Raw genomic sequence first — 17,945 nt, 5'->3', positions numbered from 1 at the left:
TCGTCCTTAGACTGGCCCGTCGTGAACGTCCCGGAGAAGCCGACCCTCGACGGCCTCGAAGCACGATGGGCGCAGGCGTGGGAGGCCGACGGCACGTACCGCTTCGACCGTTCGCGGTCGCGCGCCGAGATCTACTCGATCGACACGCCACCCCCGACGGTCAGCGGTTCGCTACACGTCGGCCACGTCTTCTCCTACACCCACACCGACCTGATCGCCCGCTACCAGCGCATGCGCGGGCGCGAGGTGTTCTACCCGATGGGCTTCGACGACAACGGCCTGCCGACCGAACGCCGGGTGCAGAACTACTTCGGGGTGCGCTGCGACCCATCGCTGCCCTACGACCCCGACTTCACGCCGCCGGGTGAAGGCGGCTCGGCGAAGGAGCAGGTGCCGATCTCGCGCGGGAACTTCATCGAGCTGTGCGTGCGGCTGACCGGCGAGGACGAGAAGGCCTTCGAGGGCCTGTGGCGCACGCTCGGGCTCTCGGTGGACTGGTCGACGGCGTACACCACCATCGAGCCGCGTTCCCGCGCAGTCGCCCAGCGCGCGTTCCTGCGCAACGTCGAACGCGGCGAGGCCTACCAGTCCGAAGCCCCGACGCTGTGGGACGTCACGTTCCGTACGGCGGTCGCGCAGGCCGAGCTGGAGGACCGCGACCGGCCGGGCGCCTATCACCGGCTGGCCTTCACCGCGGTCGACTCGGGAGACCCGATCCACATCGAGACCACCCGCCCCGAGCTGCTCGCGGCATGTGTGGCGCTGGTGGCTCACCCCGACGACGAGCGCTACCAGCCGCTGTTCGGCACAACCGCTCGTACGCCGCTGTTCGGCGTCGAGGTGCCGGTCGTGGCCCACCCGCTCGCGGCGCCCGACAAGGGCTCCGGGATCGCGATGATCTGCACCTTCGGCGACCTCACCGACGTGGTGTGGTGGCGTGACCTGCAGCTGCCGACGCGAGCGATCGTCGGCGTCGACGGGCGCATCGTGTCGACCCCGCCGGCGGGGGTGGACGAGGCGGCGTACGCCCGCATCGCCGGCAAGACCGTGTTGTCCGCCCAGCAGGAAGTGGTCGAGATGCTGCGCGAGGCCGGCGCCCTCGACGGTGAGCCGAAGCCGATCACCCACCCGGTGAAGTTCTTCGAGAAGGGCGACAAGCCGCTCGAGATCGTCACCTCTCGTCAGTGGTACATCCGAAACGGCGGCCGCGACGACGACCTTCGCGAGGCGCTGCAGCAACGCGGCCGTGAGCTCGACTGGCACCCGGCGTACATGGCGAGCCGCTACGAGAACTGGGTCGGCGGCCTCACGGGCGACTGGCTGATCAGCCGGCAGCGGTTCTTCGGCGTGCCGATCCCGGTCTGGTATCCGGTGGATGCCGACGGCAACCCCGACTACTCCGCGCCCATCACCGCCGATGACGCGGCGTTGCCGGTCGACCCGTCGACGGACTGCCCGCCCGGGTACGACGAGACCCAACGCGGCGTCGCCGGCGGGTTCGTCGGCGACCCCGACGTGATGGACACCTGGGCGACCTCCTCGCTCACCCCGCAGATCGCCGGCGGCTGGGGCAGCGACGACGACCTGTTCGACCGGGTGTTCCCGATGGACCTTCGCCCGCAGGCGCACGACATCATCCGGACCTGGCTGTTCTCCACGGTGGTCCGCAGCCACCTCGAGCACGGCACGGTGCCGTGGCGGCATGCGGCGATCTCCGGCTTCGTCGTCGATCCCGACCGCAAGAAGATGAGCAAGTCCAAGGGCAACGTCGTCGTGCCGACCGAGATCCTCGACACCTACGGGGCGGATGCGGTGCGCTGGCGCGCGGCCAGCACCCGGCCCGGCACGGACACCCCCTTCGACGAGGCGCAGATGAAGGTCGGCCGGCGCCTGGCGACCAAGGTGCTCAACGCGTCGAAGTTCGCGCTCGGTCTGGGCGCGAGCCCGGATCTCGCGGCCGTCACCGAGCCGGTCGACCTGGCGCTGCTCGCCGCACTCGCCACCGTCGTCGAGCAGGCCACCACGGCGTTCGAGGCCTACGACTACACGCGTGCGCTGGAAGCCACCGAGACGTTCTTCTGGACCTTCTGCGACGACTACGTCGAGTTCGTCAAAGAACGCGCGTACGGCGGGCGCGGCGAGGCCGCGGCCGCATCGGCGAAGGCCGCGCTCGGCACCACGCTGTCGGTGATCCTGCGGCTGTTCGCGCCGTTCCTGCCCTTCGTCACCGAAGAGGTCTGGTCGTGGTGGCAGGAAGGCTCGATCCACCGCGCGTCGTGGCCGACGCCGGACGAGGCGGCGACCGCCACTGCCGGTGACCCCGAGCTGCTCACCATCGTCGGCGTTGCGCTCTCCCAGGTGCGCGGCGCGAAGTCCGCCGCGCAGGTGTCGATGCGCACCGACGTCACGAGCGCGGTCGTCCGGGGTCCTGCGGAGCAGGTCACGCGGCTCGAGACGACCGCCGACGACCTCGCGGCGGCGGGCCGGATCGCGACGCTCAGCTTCGAAGCGACCGACGCCGCCGAGCTCACGGTCGCTGTGTCGCTGTGACGCTCGCGGTCAGCGGGACGTCCCGGCGGAACGCGTTGCGCCATCCCTTGCGCCGGATCGGGCGTTCGACGAGGTAGTAGAACGCCCCGGAGATCGCGGCGATGAGCAGCAGGTCGAGGGCGATCATGTGTGACACCCGCATCGTCGGGGCGACCCGCAGCACGGCGAGGATCACGATGCAGTGCACCAGGTAGGCCTCGTAGGACACCTGTCCGATGACCACGAACGGCTTCCAGCCGAGCACCTTGTTCCACACCGTCGGCCGGTCGTGGGCCGCGGCGACCATGCAATGACCGATCAGCAGCGACGCCGAGACGCCGTACAACGCGTAGCCGCCGCCGATCAGGACGGTCAGGTGGGTGTCCAGGTACATCGAGATCAGCACCATGCCGGCCAGCCCGACGAGCGCGACCAGCCGCGACGCGAGCAGCCGGGCGAGCCGACCGCTCGGGTCGGTGGTGATCGCGTAGCCCATCACGCAGCCGATCAGGATCGGCGAGATCTGTGCCGGCGTCATGTAGACGACCTGCGTCGGGTGATAGGAGGCGACGAGCACCGCGGAGACCGCGCTTGAGGTCACCACGACGATCCAGACGGCGAGGGTGACCTCGCGACGGGTCCAGCCGCGGCGCAGCACGATACGCAGCAGCGACGGCCAGGTCAGGTAGAACTGCTCCTCGATGCCGAGGGTCCAGGCCGGCCCGAGCCAGCCGATGTCTCCCCCGGCGGCGAGCCGCCAGTTCCCGACGAAGAGCAGGATCAGCACCGCGGTCGCCCACGGCGACGTGCCCAGCGGCGGCGAGCTGGATCCGGACAGCGCGTACTGCGAGATCAGCAGCAGCGGCACGACCGCGAGCAGCGCGGGGCCGAGCCGGCGCGAGCGGCGCAGGTAGAAGCTACTCAGGGAGACCGCGCCGGTCTTCTGGTGCTCGGCCACGAGCAGGCTCGTGATCAACGCGCCGGACAACACGAAGAACATCTCGATGTTGAGGGTGAACGGGCCCGAGTGGCGCACCCACGCCGGCGCGGTCGGCAGGAAGCCCAGGAAGATCTGGAAGTGGGTGTAGATCGTGCCCGGCAGGCTGATCCCCCGCATGCCGTCGAGCGCCGGCACGTAACGCATCCGCGGCGCCGGCCTGGACTGGTCGCTCACGCCCGTGCGAAGTAGGTACGCCAGCCCCGGCGGCGGATGGGCTGCTCGACGTAGTAGTAGATGGCACACGATGCGAGCGCGACGATCACGCTGTCGATCGCGATGGCCGGGTACGGGCCGAGGTGCGGGAACACCTGCAGCATCGCGGAGATCACGATCACGTGGATCAGGTAGGCCTCGTAGGAGACCTTGCCGGAGATCTCGAACGGCTTCCACCCGATCACCCGGGTCAGCGCCCACGGCCGGTCGGTCGTCACGAAGCAGTGGCCGACCAGCACCGCGCCGAACAGCCCGAACGGCACGTATCCGCCCCGAAGGATGTAGTGGCTGTGGATCGAGACCTCGACCGCGGCGACGAACACGCCGACCAGCCCGATCAGCCCGACGAGCCGGTGCCGCAGGATCTGCACGACTCTTCCGGTCGGGTTCGCCGTGATCTCGTAGCCGACGGCGCAGCCGAGCAGGATGCACGGGAACTGGGTGGGGGTCGCGACGTAGGTGCGGGTGTAGCCGTACCTACGGAAGAGCAGCTCCGCGACGCCGAGGCTGAGAATCAGCACCCCCGCCATGGCGACGAGCAGCGTCACCCGGCGTACCCCTCGCCGCATGCACAGCACCAGGACGATCGGCCAGGTCAGGTAGAACTGCTCCTCGACCCCCAGCGACCAGGCCGGGCCGAACCAGCCGAGGCCACCGAGATGGGTGTAGTCCGCCCAGTTGCCGATGAAGAAGGCAACCATGACGACCGGGAACCACGGGTGGATGCCCAGCGGTGAGTCCGCGCGGTTGCCGGTCCAGCACAGCTCGACGACGATCATCAGCGGGAGCAGCACCATCAGCGCCGGGCCGAGCCGGCGCGAGCGCCGGTTGTAGAAGCTCTTGAACGAGACGGTCCCGGTGCGCTGGTGTTCGGAGACCAGCAAGCTCGTGATCAACGCGCCCGACAGCACGAAGAACATCTGTAGGCACATCACGAGCGAGCCGACGTGGTTGAACCAGCTCGGCGAGGTCGCGGTACGCATGAACAGCGTGTAGTGGAACAGGATGATGCCGGGCAGCGCGATCCCCCGGATCCCGTCGAGGGCAGGAATGTGCGCGATGCGCCCGGGCGGTACGACGACCTGCGACTCGGCGTTGCTCACGACGCGGCGACACTACCAACGCCGCGCGGGTCGCCACGACCGATCAGCCACCGCCAGCCGCGGCGGCGAATCGGCTGCTCGACGAGGTAGTAGAAGGCAGCGGACAGGACCGCGACGATCACGACGTCGAGCGCCATCATCGGGTAGACGTGCATCGTCGGCCAGCGGCGCAGCACCGCGAACATGACGATGATGTGGACGAGATAGGCCTCGTAGGAGATCTGGCCGATCACGACGAACGGACGCCACCCGAAGAACCGGGTGACCGCGGTCGGCTCCGCGGCCCGCACGAAGCAGTGGCCGATCAGCAGGCAGGCGAAGCCGGCGTAGACGACGTACCAGCCACGGATCTCGTACGACTGGTGGTGGGAGGCGACGATCGACACGATCACCATCCCGGCGAGGCCCGCCACAGCGACCAGCCGGGAGCGCAGGGCGACCGTCAGCCGGCTGTCCGGGTTGGTGGTGAGCTCGTAACCGAGCGCGCAGCCGATCAGGATGCTCGGCAGCTGCGCCGGCGTCGAGTAGAACGTGCGCTGGCGCCCGACGTGGGAGTACAGGATCTCGGTGATCGCAAGGGCCACCACCACCGCCAGGGCGAGAGCCATGAGGACGACCCGCCGGTCGACGCGCCGTCGCGAGGCGCCGCGCAGCAGCCACGGCCAGGTCAGGTAGAACTGCTCCTCGATCCCGAGCGTCCATGCCGGGCCGAGCCAGCCGATCCCGCCGGAGACGGCGTAGAGCACCCAGTTCCCGACGAACAGCGCGACCGCCACGATGCTGCGCGCCGGGTGGGTCCCGAGGGACTGGAAGATGCCGTGTCCCGGCCACAGCGCGGTGAGCACGACCATGCCGGCGAGCACCGTGATGAGCGCCGGGCCGAGCCGCCGCGACCGCCGCAGGTAGAAGTTGCTCAGTCGCATGTCGCCGCGCCGCTGATGTTCGGAGACCAGCAGGCTGGTGATCAGCGCGCCCGACAGCACGAAGAACATCTGGATGTTCAGCGTGAGCGGGCCGACCGAGGTCAGCCATTGCGGCGCGCTCGGCGCGCCCGCCAGCAGCAACGCGAAATGGGTGAGGATCGTGCCGGGCAGGCTCAGCCCGCGAAGCCCGTCGAGGGCCGGGATGTAACGAAGGCGAGCCGGGGAATGCCCCGGCGTCACGCCGACTTCTCGCGACGCTCCCGCTTGGCGGGCTGCGCGTCACGAGGCACGAGCGTGGGGTTGACGTTCTCCAGGACGACTTCCCCGTTGATGACGACCTTGGCCACGTCCTTGCGGCTGGGCACGTCGTACATGACCGAGAGCAGCACCTCTTCGAGGATGGCGCGCAGACCACGCGCGCCGGTGCCGCGCAGGATCGCCTGGTCGGCGATCGCGTCGAGCGCGTCGTCGCTGAACTCCAGCTCGACGCCGTCGAGCTCGAACAGCCGCTTGTACTGGCGCACCAGGGCGTTCTTCGGCTCGGTGAGGATCCGGATCAGCGCCTCGCGGTCGAGGTTGTGGACGCTGGTGATGACCGGCAGCCGGCCGATGAACTCCGGGATCATGCCGTACTTGAGCAGGTCCTCCGGCATGACGTCGGAGAACGTGTCCGTGGTGTCGATGTCGCGGGCGCTGCGGATGTCGGCGGCGAAGCCGATGCCCTTCTTGCCGACCCGCGACTCGATGACCTTGTCCAGACCGGCGAAGGCGCCGCCGACGATGAACAGGACGTTCGTCGTGTCGATCTGGATGAACTCCTGGTGCGGGTGCTTGCGGCCGCCCTGCGGCGGGACGCTGGCGGTCGTGCCCTCGAGGATCTTCAGCAGCGCCTGCTGCACGCCCTCGCCGGAGACGTCGCGGGTGATCGACGGGTTCTCGCTCTTGCGGGCGATCTTGTCGATCTCGTCGATGTAGATGATCCCGGTCTCGGCCTTCTTGACGTCGTAGTCGGCGGCCTGGATCAGCTTGAGCAGGATGTTCTCGACGTCCTCGCCGACGTAGCCGGCCTCGGTGAGCGCCGTGGCGTCGGCGATCGCGAACGGGACGTTGAGCATCTTGGCCAGCGTCTGGGCCAGCAGCGTCTTCCCGCAGCCGGTCGGACCGAGCAGCATGATGTTGGACTTCGCGAGCTCGACCGGCTCCTTGTCGGTCCCGCCGGCCTGCACCCGCTTGTAGTGGTTGTAGACCGCGACGGACAGCGTCTTCTTGGCGGTGTCCTGGCCGATCACGTAGGAGTCGAGGAACTCGTAGATCTCACGCGGCTTGGGCAGCGAGTCGAACGAGACGTCCGAGGACTCGGTGAGCTCCTCTTCGATGATCTCGTTGCACAGGTCGATGCACTCGTCGCAGATGTAGACGCCGGGGCCTGCGATCAGCTTCTTGACCTGCTTCTGGCTCTTCCCGCAGAAGGAGCACTTGAGCAGATCGCCACCGTCGCCGATGCGTGCCACTCGTTCTCCTCTGCCAGGGGAAGCTCTGCCGTGCCTGGGTCCGCCCTACGCCGCGCCGCGCCGTGAGGCTCACTACGACGGTATCGCGCCGAACCGACATCGCACCCCTAAATCGCCCTCTGGATCGTCCGGCTGGCGTGTCGGAAGGGGTGGGGGTGGATCAGGAAGGGTTCGGAACTGCCGTGAGCTTGCGGCTGCGGATGACCTCGTCGACAAGGCCGTATTCCACGGCCTCCTCGGCCGTGAGGATCTTGTCCCGCTCGATGTCCTCCTTCACCTGCTCCGGCGTACGCCCGGTATGGCGGGAAATCAGCGTCTCGAGCAGCGCGCGCATCCGCAGGATCTCTCGAGCCTGGATCTCGATGTCGCTGCCCGAGCCGCCGCCCTCGCTGTAGGGCTGGTGGATCAGGATCCGCGAGTTCGGCAGGGCGAGGCGCTTGCCCGGCGTGCCGGCGGCCAACAGCACCGCGGCGGCCGAGGCCGCCTGGCCCAGGCAGACCGTCATGATCTCGGGGCGGATGAACTGCATGCAGTCGTAGATCGCGGTCAGCGCGGTGAACGAGCCACCCGGAGAGTTGATGTAGATCGAGATGTCGCGATCGGGGTCCATCTGCTCCAGGCACAGCAGCTGCGCCATGACGTCGTCGGCGGACGCGTCGTCGATCTGGACGCCGAGGAAGATGATCCGCTCCTCGAACAGCTTGGTGTACGGCGAGAGCTCCTTGAACCCGTAGCTCGTGCGCTCGGTGAACGTCGGCAGGATGTAGCGGCTCTGCGGTCCCTGCTTCGAGTCGTACATTCCGGTCTCCCCAAAGTGAGTCATCTCAGGAGACCGCGCCTTCGGACGGCACCTGGTTGGCGCGGGCCACCACCTGGTCGACGAAGCCGTATTCCTTGGCCTCATCGGCGGTGAACCAGCGGTCGCGATCGGAGTCGCGCTCGATCTGCTCGACGGTCTGCCCCGTATGGAACGCGATCCGCTCCTGCATGATCTTCTTGGTGTAGAGCATCTGCTCGGCCTGGATCGCGATGTCGCTCGCCGTGCCGCCGATTCCGCCCGAGGGCTGGTGCATCATGATCCGCGCGTGCGGGGTGGCGTAGCGCTTGCCCTTGGCGCCGGCGCAGAGCAGGAACTGGCCCATGCTCGCCGCGAGCCCGACGGCGACCGTGGCCACGTCGTTGGTGATGAACTGCATCGTGTCGTAGATCGCCATGCCGGCGCTGACCGAGCCGCCCGGTGAGTTGATGTAGAGGAAGATGTCGCGCTCCGGGTCCTCCGCGGCAAGCAGGAGGAGCTGGGCGCAGATCTGGTTGGCGATGGGATCGTCGACCTGGCTACCGAGGAAGACGATCCGCTCGCGCAGCAGCCGCTCGTAGACCGAGTCGTTGAGGTTCAGGCCGGAACCGTTCATTCGCATGCCCGGGGTCGGATCGCTCATGAGACGACACTAACCTCCGCGCCACACGCTTCCGCCGCCAACCGCACCGCTGTTCGCTCTGGGCATGCGCCGCTTCACCGGGGCCAGTTCACCTGCGCGCAACATGAACAGGGCAAAGTGGCAGCAACGCTGACCAATGGAGGAGATCCGAAGTGCTGTTGCGTGTCCGCGTCAGCGTGCTCGACCGCCCCGGCGCCCTGCTGTCGATGGCCAAGGTCATCGCCGACCTCGGGGGCAACATCGTCGACATCGAGGTCCTGGCAAGCGCCGACGGGCGAGTGGTGGACGACCTGATCGTCGACCTGCCCGGCGGGGACTCCGACCAGCTCACGAGGAATCTCGCTGCCACCGGCGCGGAGGTGCTGAACCTCCGCAAGACGGTGCAGATCACCGGCCAGCGCGCGGACCTGGACCTGCTCGCACGGGTCGCGGCGAACCCGATCGACGCGATGGCCACCGTCGTGGCGATCGCGCCGTCGATCTGGTGCGCCGACTGGGCGGCCCTGGCCACGCCGGGAGACGGATCGGTGCCGCTGCACGCGACGCCTGGCGTGCCGCGACCGCTGCCGTCCGGGATGCCCGACCCGATCGGCCCGCTTCCGCGCCGCGGCACCGCCCACTCCGACAGCGGCGCCACCTACGAGGTGATCAGCCTGAAGTGGGGCAACCACCACCTCTACCTGGGGCGCCTCGACGGGCCGATCTTCCTGCAGGTCGAGCTGGTCCACCTGCGGCGTGTGGTCGAGCTGGCGGCGACGCTGTCCAGCGGCCTCACCGCGATGGTAACGTCCTAGCCTCGGCTACTCAGCCGGTTCGTCGTCCTCGTGGTCGTGGTCGTGACCCTCGTGGTCGTGGTCGTGACCCTCGTGGTCGTGGTCGTGCGACTCGGGCACTTCGGGGCGACCCAGCAGCTCGAGGTCGACCGGTCGCCCTGAGGCGTCGGTGATCTTCGCCCGCTCCATCACGAGCGCGAGCGCCTTGCCGCGAAGGATGTCCGACATCAGCGAGCCGAGCGCGCCCGCGTTGACGACCTGCTGGGCGTAGGCGTCGGCGCGCATCCCGGACCGGGCCGCGCGGCGGACGATCTCCTCGGTGAGGTCGGACTCGTCGACCGACACCTCTTCCGTCTTCGCGATCGCGTCGAGGATGAACTGCGAGCGGATCGCCTTTCCGGCGTTGGCCTCGATGTCGGCATCGATCGCCTCGGCGGTGGTGTCCTCCGCCTTGGCGTAGTCCTCCTTGGTGATACCGGCGGCCTGAAGCTGGCTGTCGAGCTCCTGCAGGCGGTAGGAGACCTCGTCGCCGAGGACGTGCTGGGGCACGGGTACGTCGACCTTCTCCAGCAGGGTCTCCAGGACCTTCTCCCGCGCCTGGACGCCCTGAGTCAGTGCCTTGACCCGCTTGAAGCGGTCGCGGATGTCGGCGCGCAGCTCCTCGATGGTGTCGAACTCACTCGCGGTCTGGGCGAAGTCGTCGTCGAGCTCGGGGACCTGCTTCTCCTTGACGCTCCGAACGGTGACGGTGGCCTTCGCCGCCTGGCCGCCTTCGTCGCCCGAGCGCAGCTGCGTGTCGAACTCCTTGGACTCCCCGACCGACAGGCCGATGATCGCCTCGTCGAGTCCGCTGACCAGCGCGTCGCTGCCGACCTCGTAGGAGAGGTTGTTGGCGGTCGCGTCCTCGACCGGCTCGCCGTCGATCGTCGCCGACAGGTCGATCGACACGTAGTCGCCGGACGCCGCGGCGCGCTCGACGGTGGCCAGCGTGGCGAAGCGGTCGCGGAGCGCCTGGACCTGCTGCTCGACCTCGTCCTCGTCGACCTCGGCGTCCTCCACCGAGACCGGGAGGCCGTCGTAGTCAGGAAGCGCGATCTCCGGCCGTACGTCGACCTCGGCGGTGAAGACCAGGTCCTCGCCGTCGGCGAAGTTCGTGACGTCGATCTCGGGGTGGCCGAGGATCTCGACCTCCTGCTCCCGCACCGCGTCGCCGTAGAAGCCGGGCAGCGCGTCGTTGACGGCCTGCTCGAGGACCGCGCCGCGGCCGACGTGCTGGTCGATCAGGCGGGCCGGCACCTTGCCCGGGCGGAAGCCTTTGACCCGCACCTGCTGGCCGATCTTCTTGTACGCCTCGGAAAGCGCGGGCTGGAGCTCGTCGAACGGCACCTCGACGGTGAGCTTGACGCGGGTGGGGCCGAGGGTCTCGACGGCGCTCTTCATGACGGCGCTGAATCTCCTGTGCGGATCAAGGCGGGCGGTGGGTCTGTGACGAAGCAGTGGTGTCGCAGTCGGGGCGGGGAGACTCGAACTCCCGATCTCCTGCTCCCAAAGCAGGCGCGCTAGCCACTACGCTACGCCCCGCGGCGTGCCCGTCGATCTTAGGTCGGGTGGGTCCGCGCGGGCGTAGCTCAATGGCTAGAGTTCCAGCCTTCCAAGCTGGCTATGCGGGTTCGATTCCCGTCGCCCGCTCTGTGCGGTTGCCGCCTGGTGGTCCTCCAGGACGTCAGGACGGCAATGGCCAGCCGCGATTGGTCGCGAGCTTGCCCAGCATCTCCGTCCAGCCCTCGAGGTGGCGGTCGAACTCGTCGGCCGGCAGGTCGCGATGGAACAGCTCGACGAGGGTGCCGGAGCCGTCCGCGCTCAGCTGGATCTCCACCGTCGTGGAGCCGGTCGGCATCGTTTCGTGACCCGGCACGCCCCAGGTGAAGACGACCCGGTGCGGCGGTTCGATCGCGACGTACTCGCCGCGCACCGCGGTACCGGGAAAGTCGAGGGCGAACGTCCCGCCGGGCTCCGGCTCGAGCTTCGCCCACTCCCCGATCCACTCCACGATCAGCGCCGAGTCGACGAGGAACGGGAAGACGCTCTCGGGTGGCGCCGCGATGCGCACCGACGCGGTCAGCACATCTGCGGCGCTCACGACGTCTTGTGCTCTTTCTCGACGACCTGCTTGAGCCGTTGCAGAGCCGAGGGCCACAGCTCGGTCAGCACCTCTCGCACCGGGTCCAGTCCGTGGGGGTCGAGCGAGTAGAGCCGTCGCACGCCGTCGCGACGCTCGCTGAGCAGCCCCGCCTTGGCGAGCACCTGAAGGTGATGGCTGATCGCCTGCTGCGAGGCATCGAACTGCGACGCGATCTCCCCCGCCGCGAGCTCGCCCTGTTGCACCAGACGCAGGATCTGGCGCCGATGAGGGTCGGCCAACGCGCGCAAGGCAGCGTCGGCATGGTCATCCTGGACGCCCGCCGCCGACGCTGCCTTCGCACTACTCATGACCGCAACGATCTCAGGCCGCGCCTGCGGCGACCTTCGTGGCGGCGCGAAGCTCGCGGCGCCGAGCGTCCGCGTCCGATCCGTTCGGGTTCCCCGTTCCGGTCTCGACGTAGACCGTGAGGCTGTCCACGAAGTGGTCCCAACCGTTCTTGCAGTCGCCGTAGCACTCCAGCTCGGGGGTCAGACCGACATGCCGGAACCGGATCTCGGTGCCACCCCCGGGCAATGCCGTGAGCTCGAACTGCTGGCTGGTGCCCACCCAGTCCTCGACCAGGCACTCGAGGGTCGTCCACCGCACGCCGGCGTCACGGTCGGCCTGGTCGACCCGCATCACCGCCGCGCCGTGGGGACCGAAGGTGAAGGTGATCACCCCTCCGGTCGTCGGATCGCCCGTCGCGGGCGTCCACCACGCGCTCAGCCCGTCCAGCGTCGTCAGCGCCAGGAACACCTCGTCCTTGGCGGCGGCCACTCGCACCGTCGCCGAGTAGTCCTGCTCACTCATGCTCCACCTCTCCTGTCGCCGTTCTCCGTCCGGCGTACAGGAGGTTATTTGTACAAGTAGTTATTTGTCAAACGCCTAGTTGTGGAAGCGGTTACAGCCCGTTGAGCAGGCCGGTCGGGAGCAACGTCAACACGTTCACCGGCAACGTGTCGAGCACCGAGGTGTCGATCCCGAAGTACGTCGACAGGGTGTCGAGCTGAAGCGCCGAGAGCACCCCTGCCGGCAGCGCGGAGATCAGGGTCGTCGGCAGCACTCCCGACGGGATGGTGATCGGAAGCCCGGCAAGGAGCATCCCGAGCAGGTTGCCGACCAGCGGAAGGCTGGCGAGTCCGGGGAGGCTCGGCAACCCGCCACCGGTGAGGTCGCCGGACGGCAACAGCGCAAGGAAGCCGACCGGGAGATCGGTGAGCGTGCCGGTCGGGATGGCGAGCAACGACGACACGCTGGACAGCGCGGTCGGCGACAGGCCGAGGGAGGAGATCAGGTCGCCCGGCGCCAGGCCGGACGGGAGCGTGAGGGGAAGACCTGACGGCGGCGTCCCGCCGGTGGCGTACTGCACCAAGTTCCCCGGCAAGAGCCCGAGCACGCCGAGCGGCAGGCCGGCCACAACCGAGGTCGGGACACCGAACAGGGTCGACAGCGACGTCAGCTGAACCGAGGACAGCACCGTGGACGGCACGGTCCCGATCAGCTGCGTACCGACCAGGCCGGTGTCGGTCGGCAGGGTGAACGGCAGCCCGCCCAGCGTCCCCGACAGCACCGACACCAGGTCGTCCACGGCGGGTACGCCGTCAAGCCCCGGGAGGCTCGGCAATGTCCCGCCGGTCAGGTCACTGATGGGCAGCAGGGCCAGGAAACCCACCGGCAGGCCGGTGAGCGTCGCCGCCGGAATCCCGACGAGTGAGGACACGGCGGCCAGCGCCGCGGAGGACAAGCTCAGCGAGGAGATCAGGGTGGTGGGCGACAGGCCCGTCGGAAGCGAGATGGGAAGAGCAGCCGGGGTGCCCGAGGTGACGTACTGAACGAGATTGCCGGGCAACAGCCGGAGCACGCTGAGCGGCAGCGCGGACAGGACCGAGGTCGGGACACCGAGCAGGGTCGACAGCGAGGTCAGCTGAACGGAGGACAGCACCGTCGAGGGCACCGTGCCGATCGGCTGCGTACCGACCAGGCCGATGTCGATCGGCAGGGAGAACGGCAACCCGCCCAGTGTCCCCGACAGCAGCGAGACCAGGTCACCCACGGCGGGCACTCCGGCCAGCCCGGGGAGGCTCGGCAACGCGGCGCCGGTGACGTCGCCCTTCGGAAGCAACCCGAGGAAGCCAACCGGCAGCCCACGGAGCGTGCCGGTCGGGATTCCGAGGCGCGAGGACACGCTGGACAACGCCGTCGAGGAGAGGCCCAGGAAGGAGATCGGTGCCACCGGAGACACACCCGCCGGGATCTTGATCGGCAACCCGTTCGAGGCCGGCGGCCGAGAGCCGTGCGCCGCGTGAACGGTGATGGTCTTGGACTTGGTGGCCTTCACTCCGTGCTTGTCCACGATCGTGAGGACCACCGTGTATCTGCCGGACTTGGAGTACGCGTGCCGGGCGCGGGCCTTGAGACTGTGCAGGACGACGGCCTTGCTCCCGTCGCCGAACGCAACCTTGGCCTTGCGCAGCCGGTCACCCTTGGGCAGGCGACTGTGACTTGCGATGGCGACGACCTTCTTGCCGACCGCCGGCTTCGTCGTGGAAACGCTGAGCGCGGCCACCGGGTGCTTGGGTGTCGCGTGATGCCCCGAGGTCGAGGCGGCGGATGCGGCCGCGGACGAGGCGAGGGCAAGCGCCGACGCGAGCCCGAGGGCCAGACCGGACGTGACTGTCTTGGGGTAAACGCGCACGGTGAATCCTTCTGTCCAGCAGATCTCGTGATCGGATCATCGGTGCCAGCGGCACCGGAAGACATGGCTACTTCTCGTCATTTGTGGCGCCGACGGACGAGCGTCATCGGGCTATGACGAATGGCGCTTCTCCGAGCCGAGCCGCACAGGCTCAGCGCAGCGGGGCTTCGCTAGAGCGAGGCGAGCCAGTCGAGGAGGAGGCGGTTCACCTCGTCGGGCTTCTCCTGCTGCACCCAGTGCCCGCAGTTGTCCAGGATGTGCGTGCCGCGACTGGCCGGCATGCTCTCCGGGAACCGCTTGATCGCGTTCTGCCCCCAGATCACCGGACCATCCCGGTCGCCGCCGATGAACAACGACGGCTGGCGGATCGGCGCACCGGTCCAGGCACGCAGATCGAGCCAGTCGCGGTCGACGTTGCGATAACGGTTGAGCGGACCCCGGAACCCGGAGTACTCGAACTGCTCGGTGTAGAAGTCGAGGTCGACCTCGGTCAACCAGCCTGGCATCTCGTCGGGCAGTGTCACCCGGTCGAGCAGCAGCTTGCCCTTCGCGACCGTCGCGGTCGTGCCGCCGTCGACGCTGCGGTGGGAGTCCGCGGAAGCGCTGACGTAGAACTTGTACAACGAGGTGCGTACGTCGGCCTCGAACTCCCGCTCGGCCCGCCCGGGCTCCTGGAAGTAGTTGATGTAGAACTCTTCCTCTTGGCCCGTCATCTGACCGGCGAGCTCACCCATCTTGGCGAACGCCTCGGTGGGGCGAGGGCCGCCTGGCGCGTTGTACGGAACGCTGAGCAGCGCCACGGCACGGAACACGTCGGGGCGAAGCAGCGCCGAGTGCGCCGCGATCGGCGAGCCCCAGTCGTGACCGATGACGATGGCCTGCTCCCCCGTGCCGGCCAGTGCCTGGGCGACGCCGACCGTGTCGCCGACGTGGTGGACCATCCCGTAGGCCTCGACCTCGACCGGCGCGGACGACCGGCCGTAGCCGCGGACGTCGATCGCCACCGCCCGGAAGCCGGCCTCGGCGATCACCGGCAACTGGTGGCGCCAGGAGTACCAGGACTCGGGAAAGCCATGCACCAGCAGGACGAGCGGCCCGGCGCCTTCCTCGACGCAGTGGATGCGGGTACCTCGTACGTCGACGATCCGATGCTTCACGGGCGAGACGCTATTTCCTGACGCGCGTCACGTCGATGTGAGCCTTTGCGAGCGCGTTGATCACTAAGGTTCAGCCATGCTCGCCTGGCCCGTCGACCGGGAGACCCTGAGCAGCTGCGAGTCAGCCGCACTCACGCGCAACGTCGACCTCCTCCTGCGAGTCGCCCCCGAGACGCCGCTGGCGAACGACCGCTGGACGGCCCACGACGTCGCCGCGCACCTGGTCTCGATGGTCGGCCGCTATCTCGACGCCGACCGGAAGCGGGCGGACTCGGCGCGCGACGTCGAGCGGATCAACCACGACGAGATCCAGGAGTTCGCCTCCGCCACGATGGGCGAGCTGGTCGGCCGGCTCCGCGCCAGGAACGCGAAGTACGCGGCGTTCTGGCCCGAGCTCCCCCTCGACGCGATCTTCCCGCTGCGCGGCGGCGTGCCGTTGGACGTCGCCTGCCTACGTACCAACTGGATCAGCGAGCTGACGATCCACGGGCGCGATGTCGCGCAGGCTGTCGGAGAACCGTGGCCACTCGACGACACCTCCTGCCTGCTCACGCTTCGCCTGCTGGCCAATGTGCTGCACACGTACGTGCCGGCCTTCGGGCAGAGCGACTACACGCTGACCGTCTCGCCCGACGGCGGGATGCCCTTCTCGATCGTCGTCGCGGACGACGCGGCATCGATCCGAGCCGGAGCGGTGGAGGGTGCCGACAAGCTGGCCGGGCCGCCTGCGCCTCTCGTGCTGCTCTTCTACGGCCGGGTCGGCCTCGACGAGGCTCAAGGTGACGGCGCGTGGATCAGCGGGGACGCCGAGCGCGTGAAGCGTTTCGTGGACAGCATGGAAAAGCCGTAGGCGATGATCGCCCGAGCGCGGCGAGCACTTGGCGTCCTGACCGCGATCATCACGACCGGCACGATGCTGGCCACCGCTCTGCCGGCAGCATCCGCGCCAACGCGCTCGCCAGCGTCCGCCACCGGTCCGGGTCTCGGTCGACCGGCGACCGCTGAGCCGCAGCTGCGACACCGCGGCCCGTTCCTCGTCGACGGGACCGGGCGGGTCGTGATCATCCACGGCATCAACGCCGTCTACAAGCGACCGCCGTACGTCGCCCCGGCGACCCGACGCGGCTTCACGGCACGGGACGCGAGGTTCCTCGCCGCCAACGGCATCAACGGCGTACGCCTCGGGGTGCTCTTCGCCGGAGTCATGCCCAAGCGCGGCGTGATCGACCACCGCTACCTCGACCGGGTCGACCGGATCGTGAAGCTGCTCGCGGCCCATCACATCTGGGTGTTGCTGGACTTCCACCAGGACGCGTTCAACGAGAGGTTCGACGGCGAAGGCTTCCCTGCGTGGGCGGTCCACGACGACGGCCTGCCGTTCGCGAACCTCGGGTCGTTCTTCGTCAACGACCAGCAGCCCGCCGTCGAGGACACCTACTCCCACCTCTGGAACGACGACTACGACCTGTGGCGCTACTACACGCAGGCCTGGGTCGCGGTCGCGAAGAAGTGGCGGAACCAGCCGTACCTGATGGGCTACGACTTGTTCAACGAGCCCAACGGCGGGCTGCAGATGCTGACCTGCGCCAACCCGCTCGGCTGCCCGATCTTCGACGCGACGTTGGAACGCTTCTACAACCACATCCGCGTCGCGATCCGAAAGGTCGATGCGCACAACCTCGTGTGGTTCGAGCCGCAGTTCTTGTTCAACGCGATCTCCGCGTCGAGCTTCACCCGGGTGGATGACCCCGAGGTCGGGTTGTCCTGGCACGACTACGCCTGCACGACTGCGTTCGTCGAGGGAGGCGTGGTTCCGGGCGGGCTGGACTGCAAGGTCAATGAACCGCGCGTGATGGACAACGCGGCGGACCAGATCCGCCGGCTGGGCAGCGGCGGGCTGATGAGCGAGTTCGGCGCCGGCGACGACCTCGGCGACCTCGCGGACATGACCCGATACGCCGACGAGCACCTGACCGGCTGGATGTACTGGGCGTACAAGCTGTGGAACGACCCGACCGGCAGCGCGCAGGAGGGCCTCTACGCCGACGACGCCCGGCCCTCGACCGTGAAGACCGCGAAGCTCGTCGTGCTGTCGCACCCGTATCCGCAGGAGATCGCCGGGACGCCGACGGCGATGTCGTGGAACCCGGACACCAAGACGCTCACGTTCAGCTACCGGCCACGCCGCGGCATCGGCCCGACGGTGGTCTTCGTTCCGGCGCGGATGCATCCCCGCCGCTTCGTGGTCTCGGTTGCCGGCGGATCGGTCACGTCCGGACGCGGCACGTCGTTCCTCAAGGTCGCGGCGAAACCCCGCGCCCGAACCGTCTCGGTCACGGTGAAACCGCGCCCCCACCGCACGAAGTAGCACACAACTGCCCGCCCGGGCGCCCGAAAACCCGACAACCGAGCACGGACCA

General features: G+C 68.6%; 16 protein-coding genes and 2 tRNA genes. 5 read left to right on the top strand and 13 right to left on the bottom strand.

The features are described from left to right. Positions 1–21 precede the first annotated feature (21 nt). Positions 22–2,550: a valine--tRNA ligase gene (gene valS, locus VG899_16960; GenBank protein HWA68055.1), complete on the top strand. Its 2,529-nt coding sequence runs from the start codon at positions 22–24 to the stop codon at positions 2,548–2,550. Here the strand turns inward: valS and VG899_16955 are convergent. From VG899_16955 to VG899_16930, 6 genes are all read right to left on the bottom strand, one after another. Next, a complete protein-coding gene (locus VG899_16955; GenBank protein HWA68054.1) occupies positions 2,528–3,703 on the bottom strand; it encodes an acyltransferase in 1,176 nt (391 codons plus the stop codon). The two genes, valS and VG899_16955, sit on opposite strands and share 23 nt — an antisense overlap. Next, entirely contained in the window at positions 3,700–4,845 is a 1,146-nt protein-coding gene (locus tag VG899_16950) for an acyltransferase (GenBank protein HWA68053.1), read from the bottom strand. Before VG899_16950 ends, VG899_16955 begins: the two co-directional genes overlap by 4 nt. Beyond that, positions 4,842–6,008, bottom strand: coding sequence for an acyltransferase (locus VG899_16945; GenBank protein HWA68052.1), 1,167 nt, complete (start codon positions 6,006–6,008; stop codon positions 4,842–4,844). The genes VG899_16950 and VG899_16945 overlap by 4 nt, the downstream gene beginning before the upstream one ends. Next, positions 6,005–7,279, bottom strand: a complete 1,275-nt coding sequence (gene clpX / locus VG899_16940; protein HWA68051.1) for an ATP-dependent Clp protease ATP-binding subunit ClpX — start codon at positions 7,277–7,279, stop codon at positions 6,005–6,007. Before clpX ends, VG899_16945 begins: the two co-directional genes overlap by 4 nt. A gap of 160 nt (positions 7,280–7,439) precedes the next feature. Continuing rightward, positions 7,440–8,102 (bottom strand): ATP-dependent Clp protease proteolytic subunit, encoded by a 663-nt coding sequence (locus tag VG899_16935; GenBank protein HWA68050.1) that lies wholly within the window; start codon positions 8,100–8,102, stop codon positions 7,440–7,442. A gap of 1 nt (position 8,103) precedes the next feature. Further along, the gene (locus VG899_16930; GenBank protein ID HWA68049.1) at positions 8,104–8,718 is read right to left on the bottom strand and encodes an ATP-dependent Clp protease proteolytic subunit; all 615 of its coding nucleotides are present in this window, start codon (positions 8,716–8,718) and stop codon (positions 8,104–8,106) included. 152 nt (positions 8,719–8,870) lie between these two features. On the opposite strand from VG899_16930, the gene VG899_16925 reads away from it, so the two are divergent. After that, positions 8,871–9,512, top strand: a complete 642-nt coding sequence (locus VG899_16925) for an ACT domain-containing protein (protein HWA68048.1) — start codon at positions 8,871–8,873, stop codon at positions 9,510–9,512. Between the two features lie 6 nt (positions 9,513–9,518). Here VG899_16925 and tig read toward each other — a convergent pair whose 3' ends face one another. Beyond that, positions 9,519–10,931 carry a trigger factor gene (gene tig / locus VG899_16920; protein ID HWA68047.1) on the bottom strand — a complete coding sequence of 471 codons (1,413 nt, stop codon included), beginning with the start codon at positions 10,929–10,931 and terminating at the stop codon, positions 9,519–9,521. 68 nt (positions 10,932–10,999) lie between these two features. Next, positions 11,000–11,072: transfer RNA gene (locus tag VG899_16915), tRNA-Pro, on the bottom strand. Positions 11,073–11,108: 36 nt separating this feature from the next. On the opposite strand from VG899_16915, the gene VG899_16910 reads away from it, so the two are divergent. After that, positions 11,109–11,180, top strand: a tRNA-Gly gene (locus tag VG899_16910). 34 nt (positions 11,181–11,214) lie between these two features. Here the strand turns inward: VG899_16910 and VG899_16905 are convergent. The 5 genes from VG899_16905 to VG899_16885 all read right to left on the bottom strand — a co-directional run bounded on the left by VG899_16905 (position 11,215) and on the right by VG899_16885 (position 15,525). Then, entirely contained in the window at positions 11,215–11,631 is a 417-nt protein-coding gene (locus VG899_16905; GenBank protein HWA68046.1) for an SRPBCC domain-containing protein, read from the bottom strand. Then, positions 11,628–11,981, bottom strand: a complete 354-nt coding sequence (locus VG899_16900) for a metalloregulator ArsR/SmtB family transcription factor (protein HWA68045.1) — start codon at positions 11,979–11,981, stop codon at positions 11,628–11,630. The genes VG899_16905 and VG899_16900 overlap by 4 nt, the downstream gene beginning before the upstream one ends. Positions 11,982–11,994: 13 nt before the next feature. Continuing rightward, positions 11,995–12,483 carry an SRPBCC domain-containing protein gene (locus tag VG899_16895; protein ID HWA68044.1) on the bottom strand — a complete coding sequence of 163 codons (489 nt, stop codon included), beginning with the start codon at positions 12,481–12,483 and terminating at the stop codon, positions 11,995–11,997. Between the two features lie 91 nt (positions 12,484–12,574). Next, positions 12,575–14,368 carry a PKD domain-containing protein gene (locus tag VG899_16890; protein ID HWA68043.1) on the bottom strand — a complete coding sequence of 598 codons (1,794 nt, stop codon included), beginning with the start codon at positions 14,366–14,368 and terminating at the stop codon, positions 12,575–12,577. A gap of 170 nt (positions 14,369–14,538) precedes the next feature. After that, the gene (locus VG899_16885; GenBank protein HWA68042.1) at positions 14,539–15,525 is read right to left on the bottom strand and encodes an alpha/beta hydrolase; all 987 of its coding nucleotides are present in this window, start codon (positions 15,523–15,525) and stop codon (positions 14,539–14,541) included. Positions 15,526–15,601: 76 nt separating this feature from the next. Here VG899_16885 and VG899_16880 point away from each other — a divergent pair, with 76 nt between their 5' ends. Then, complete coding sequence (locus tag VG899_16880) at positions 15,602–16,375, top strand: maleylpyruvate isomerase N-terminal domain-containing protein (protein ID HWA68041.1); 774 nt, start codon at positions 15,602–15,604, stop codon at positions 16,373–16,375. Between the two features lie 3 nt (positions 16,376–16,378). Next, on the top strand, positions 16,379–17,893 hold the full coding sequence (locus tag VG899_16875) for a cellulase family glycosylhydrolase (GenBank protein HWA68040.1): 1,515 nt from the start codon (positions 16,379–16,381) through the stop codon (positions 17,891–17,893). The last annotated feature ends 52 nt before the right edge of the window (positions 17,894–17,945 follow it).

Source organism: Mycobacteriales bacterium (assembly GCA_035550055.1).
Lineage (GTDB): Bacteria > Actinomycetota > Actinomycetes > JAFAQI01 > JAFAQI01 > DASZTV01.
The sequence above is the reverse complement of the archived record's forward strand: the minus strand, read 5'-3'. Positions and strand labels throughout refer to the sequence as shown.

Excerpts from the sequence above, each read along its gene's own strand:
- tig (HWA68047.1), bottom strand. The coding sequence starts at position 10,931 with ATGAAGAGCGCCGTCGAGACCCTCGGCCCCACCCGCGTCAAGCTCACC.
- VG899_16880 (HWA68041.1), top strand. The coding sequence starts at position 15,602 with ATGCTCGCCTGGCCCGTCGACCGGGAGACCCTGAGCAGCTGCGAGTCA.
- VG899_16895 (HWA68044.1), bottom strand. The coding sequence starts at position 12,483 with ATGAGTGAGCAGGACTACTCGGCGACGGTGCGAGTGGCCGCCGCCAAG.
- VG899_16900 (HWA68045.1), bottom strand. The coding sequence starts at position 11,981 with ATGAGTAGTGCGAAGGCAGCGTCGGCGGCGGGCGTCCAGGATGACCAT.
- VG899_16935 (HWA68050.1), bottom strand. The coding sequence starts at position 8,102 with ATGACTCACTTTGGGGAGACCGGAATGTACGACTCGAAGCAGGGACCG.
- VG899_16875 (HWA68040.1), top strand. The coding sequence starts at position 16,379 with ATGATCGCCCGAGCGCGGCGAGCACTTGGCGTCCTGACCGCGATCATC.
- VG899_16930 (HWA68049.1), bottom strand. The coding sequence starts at position 8,718 with ATGAGCGATCCGACCCCGGGCATGCGAATGAACGGTTCCGGCCTGAAC.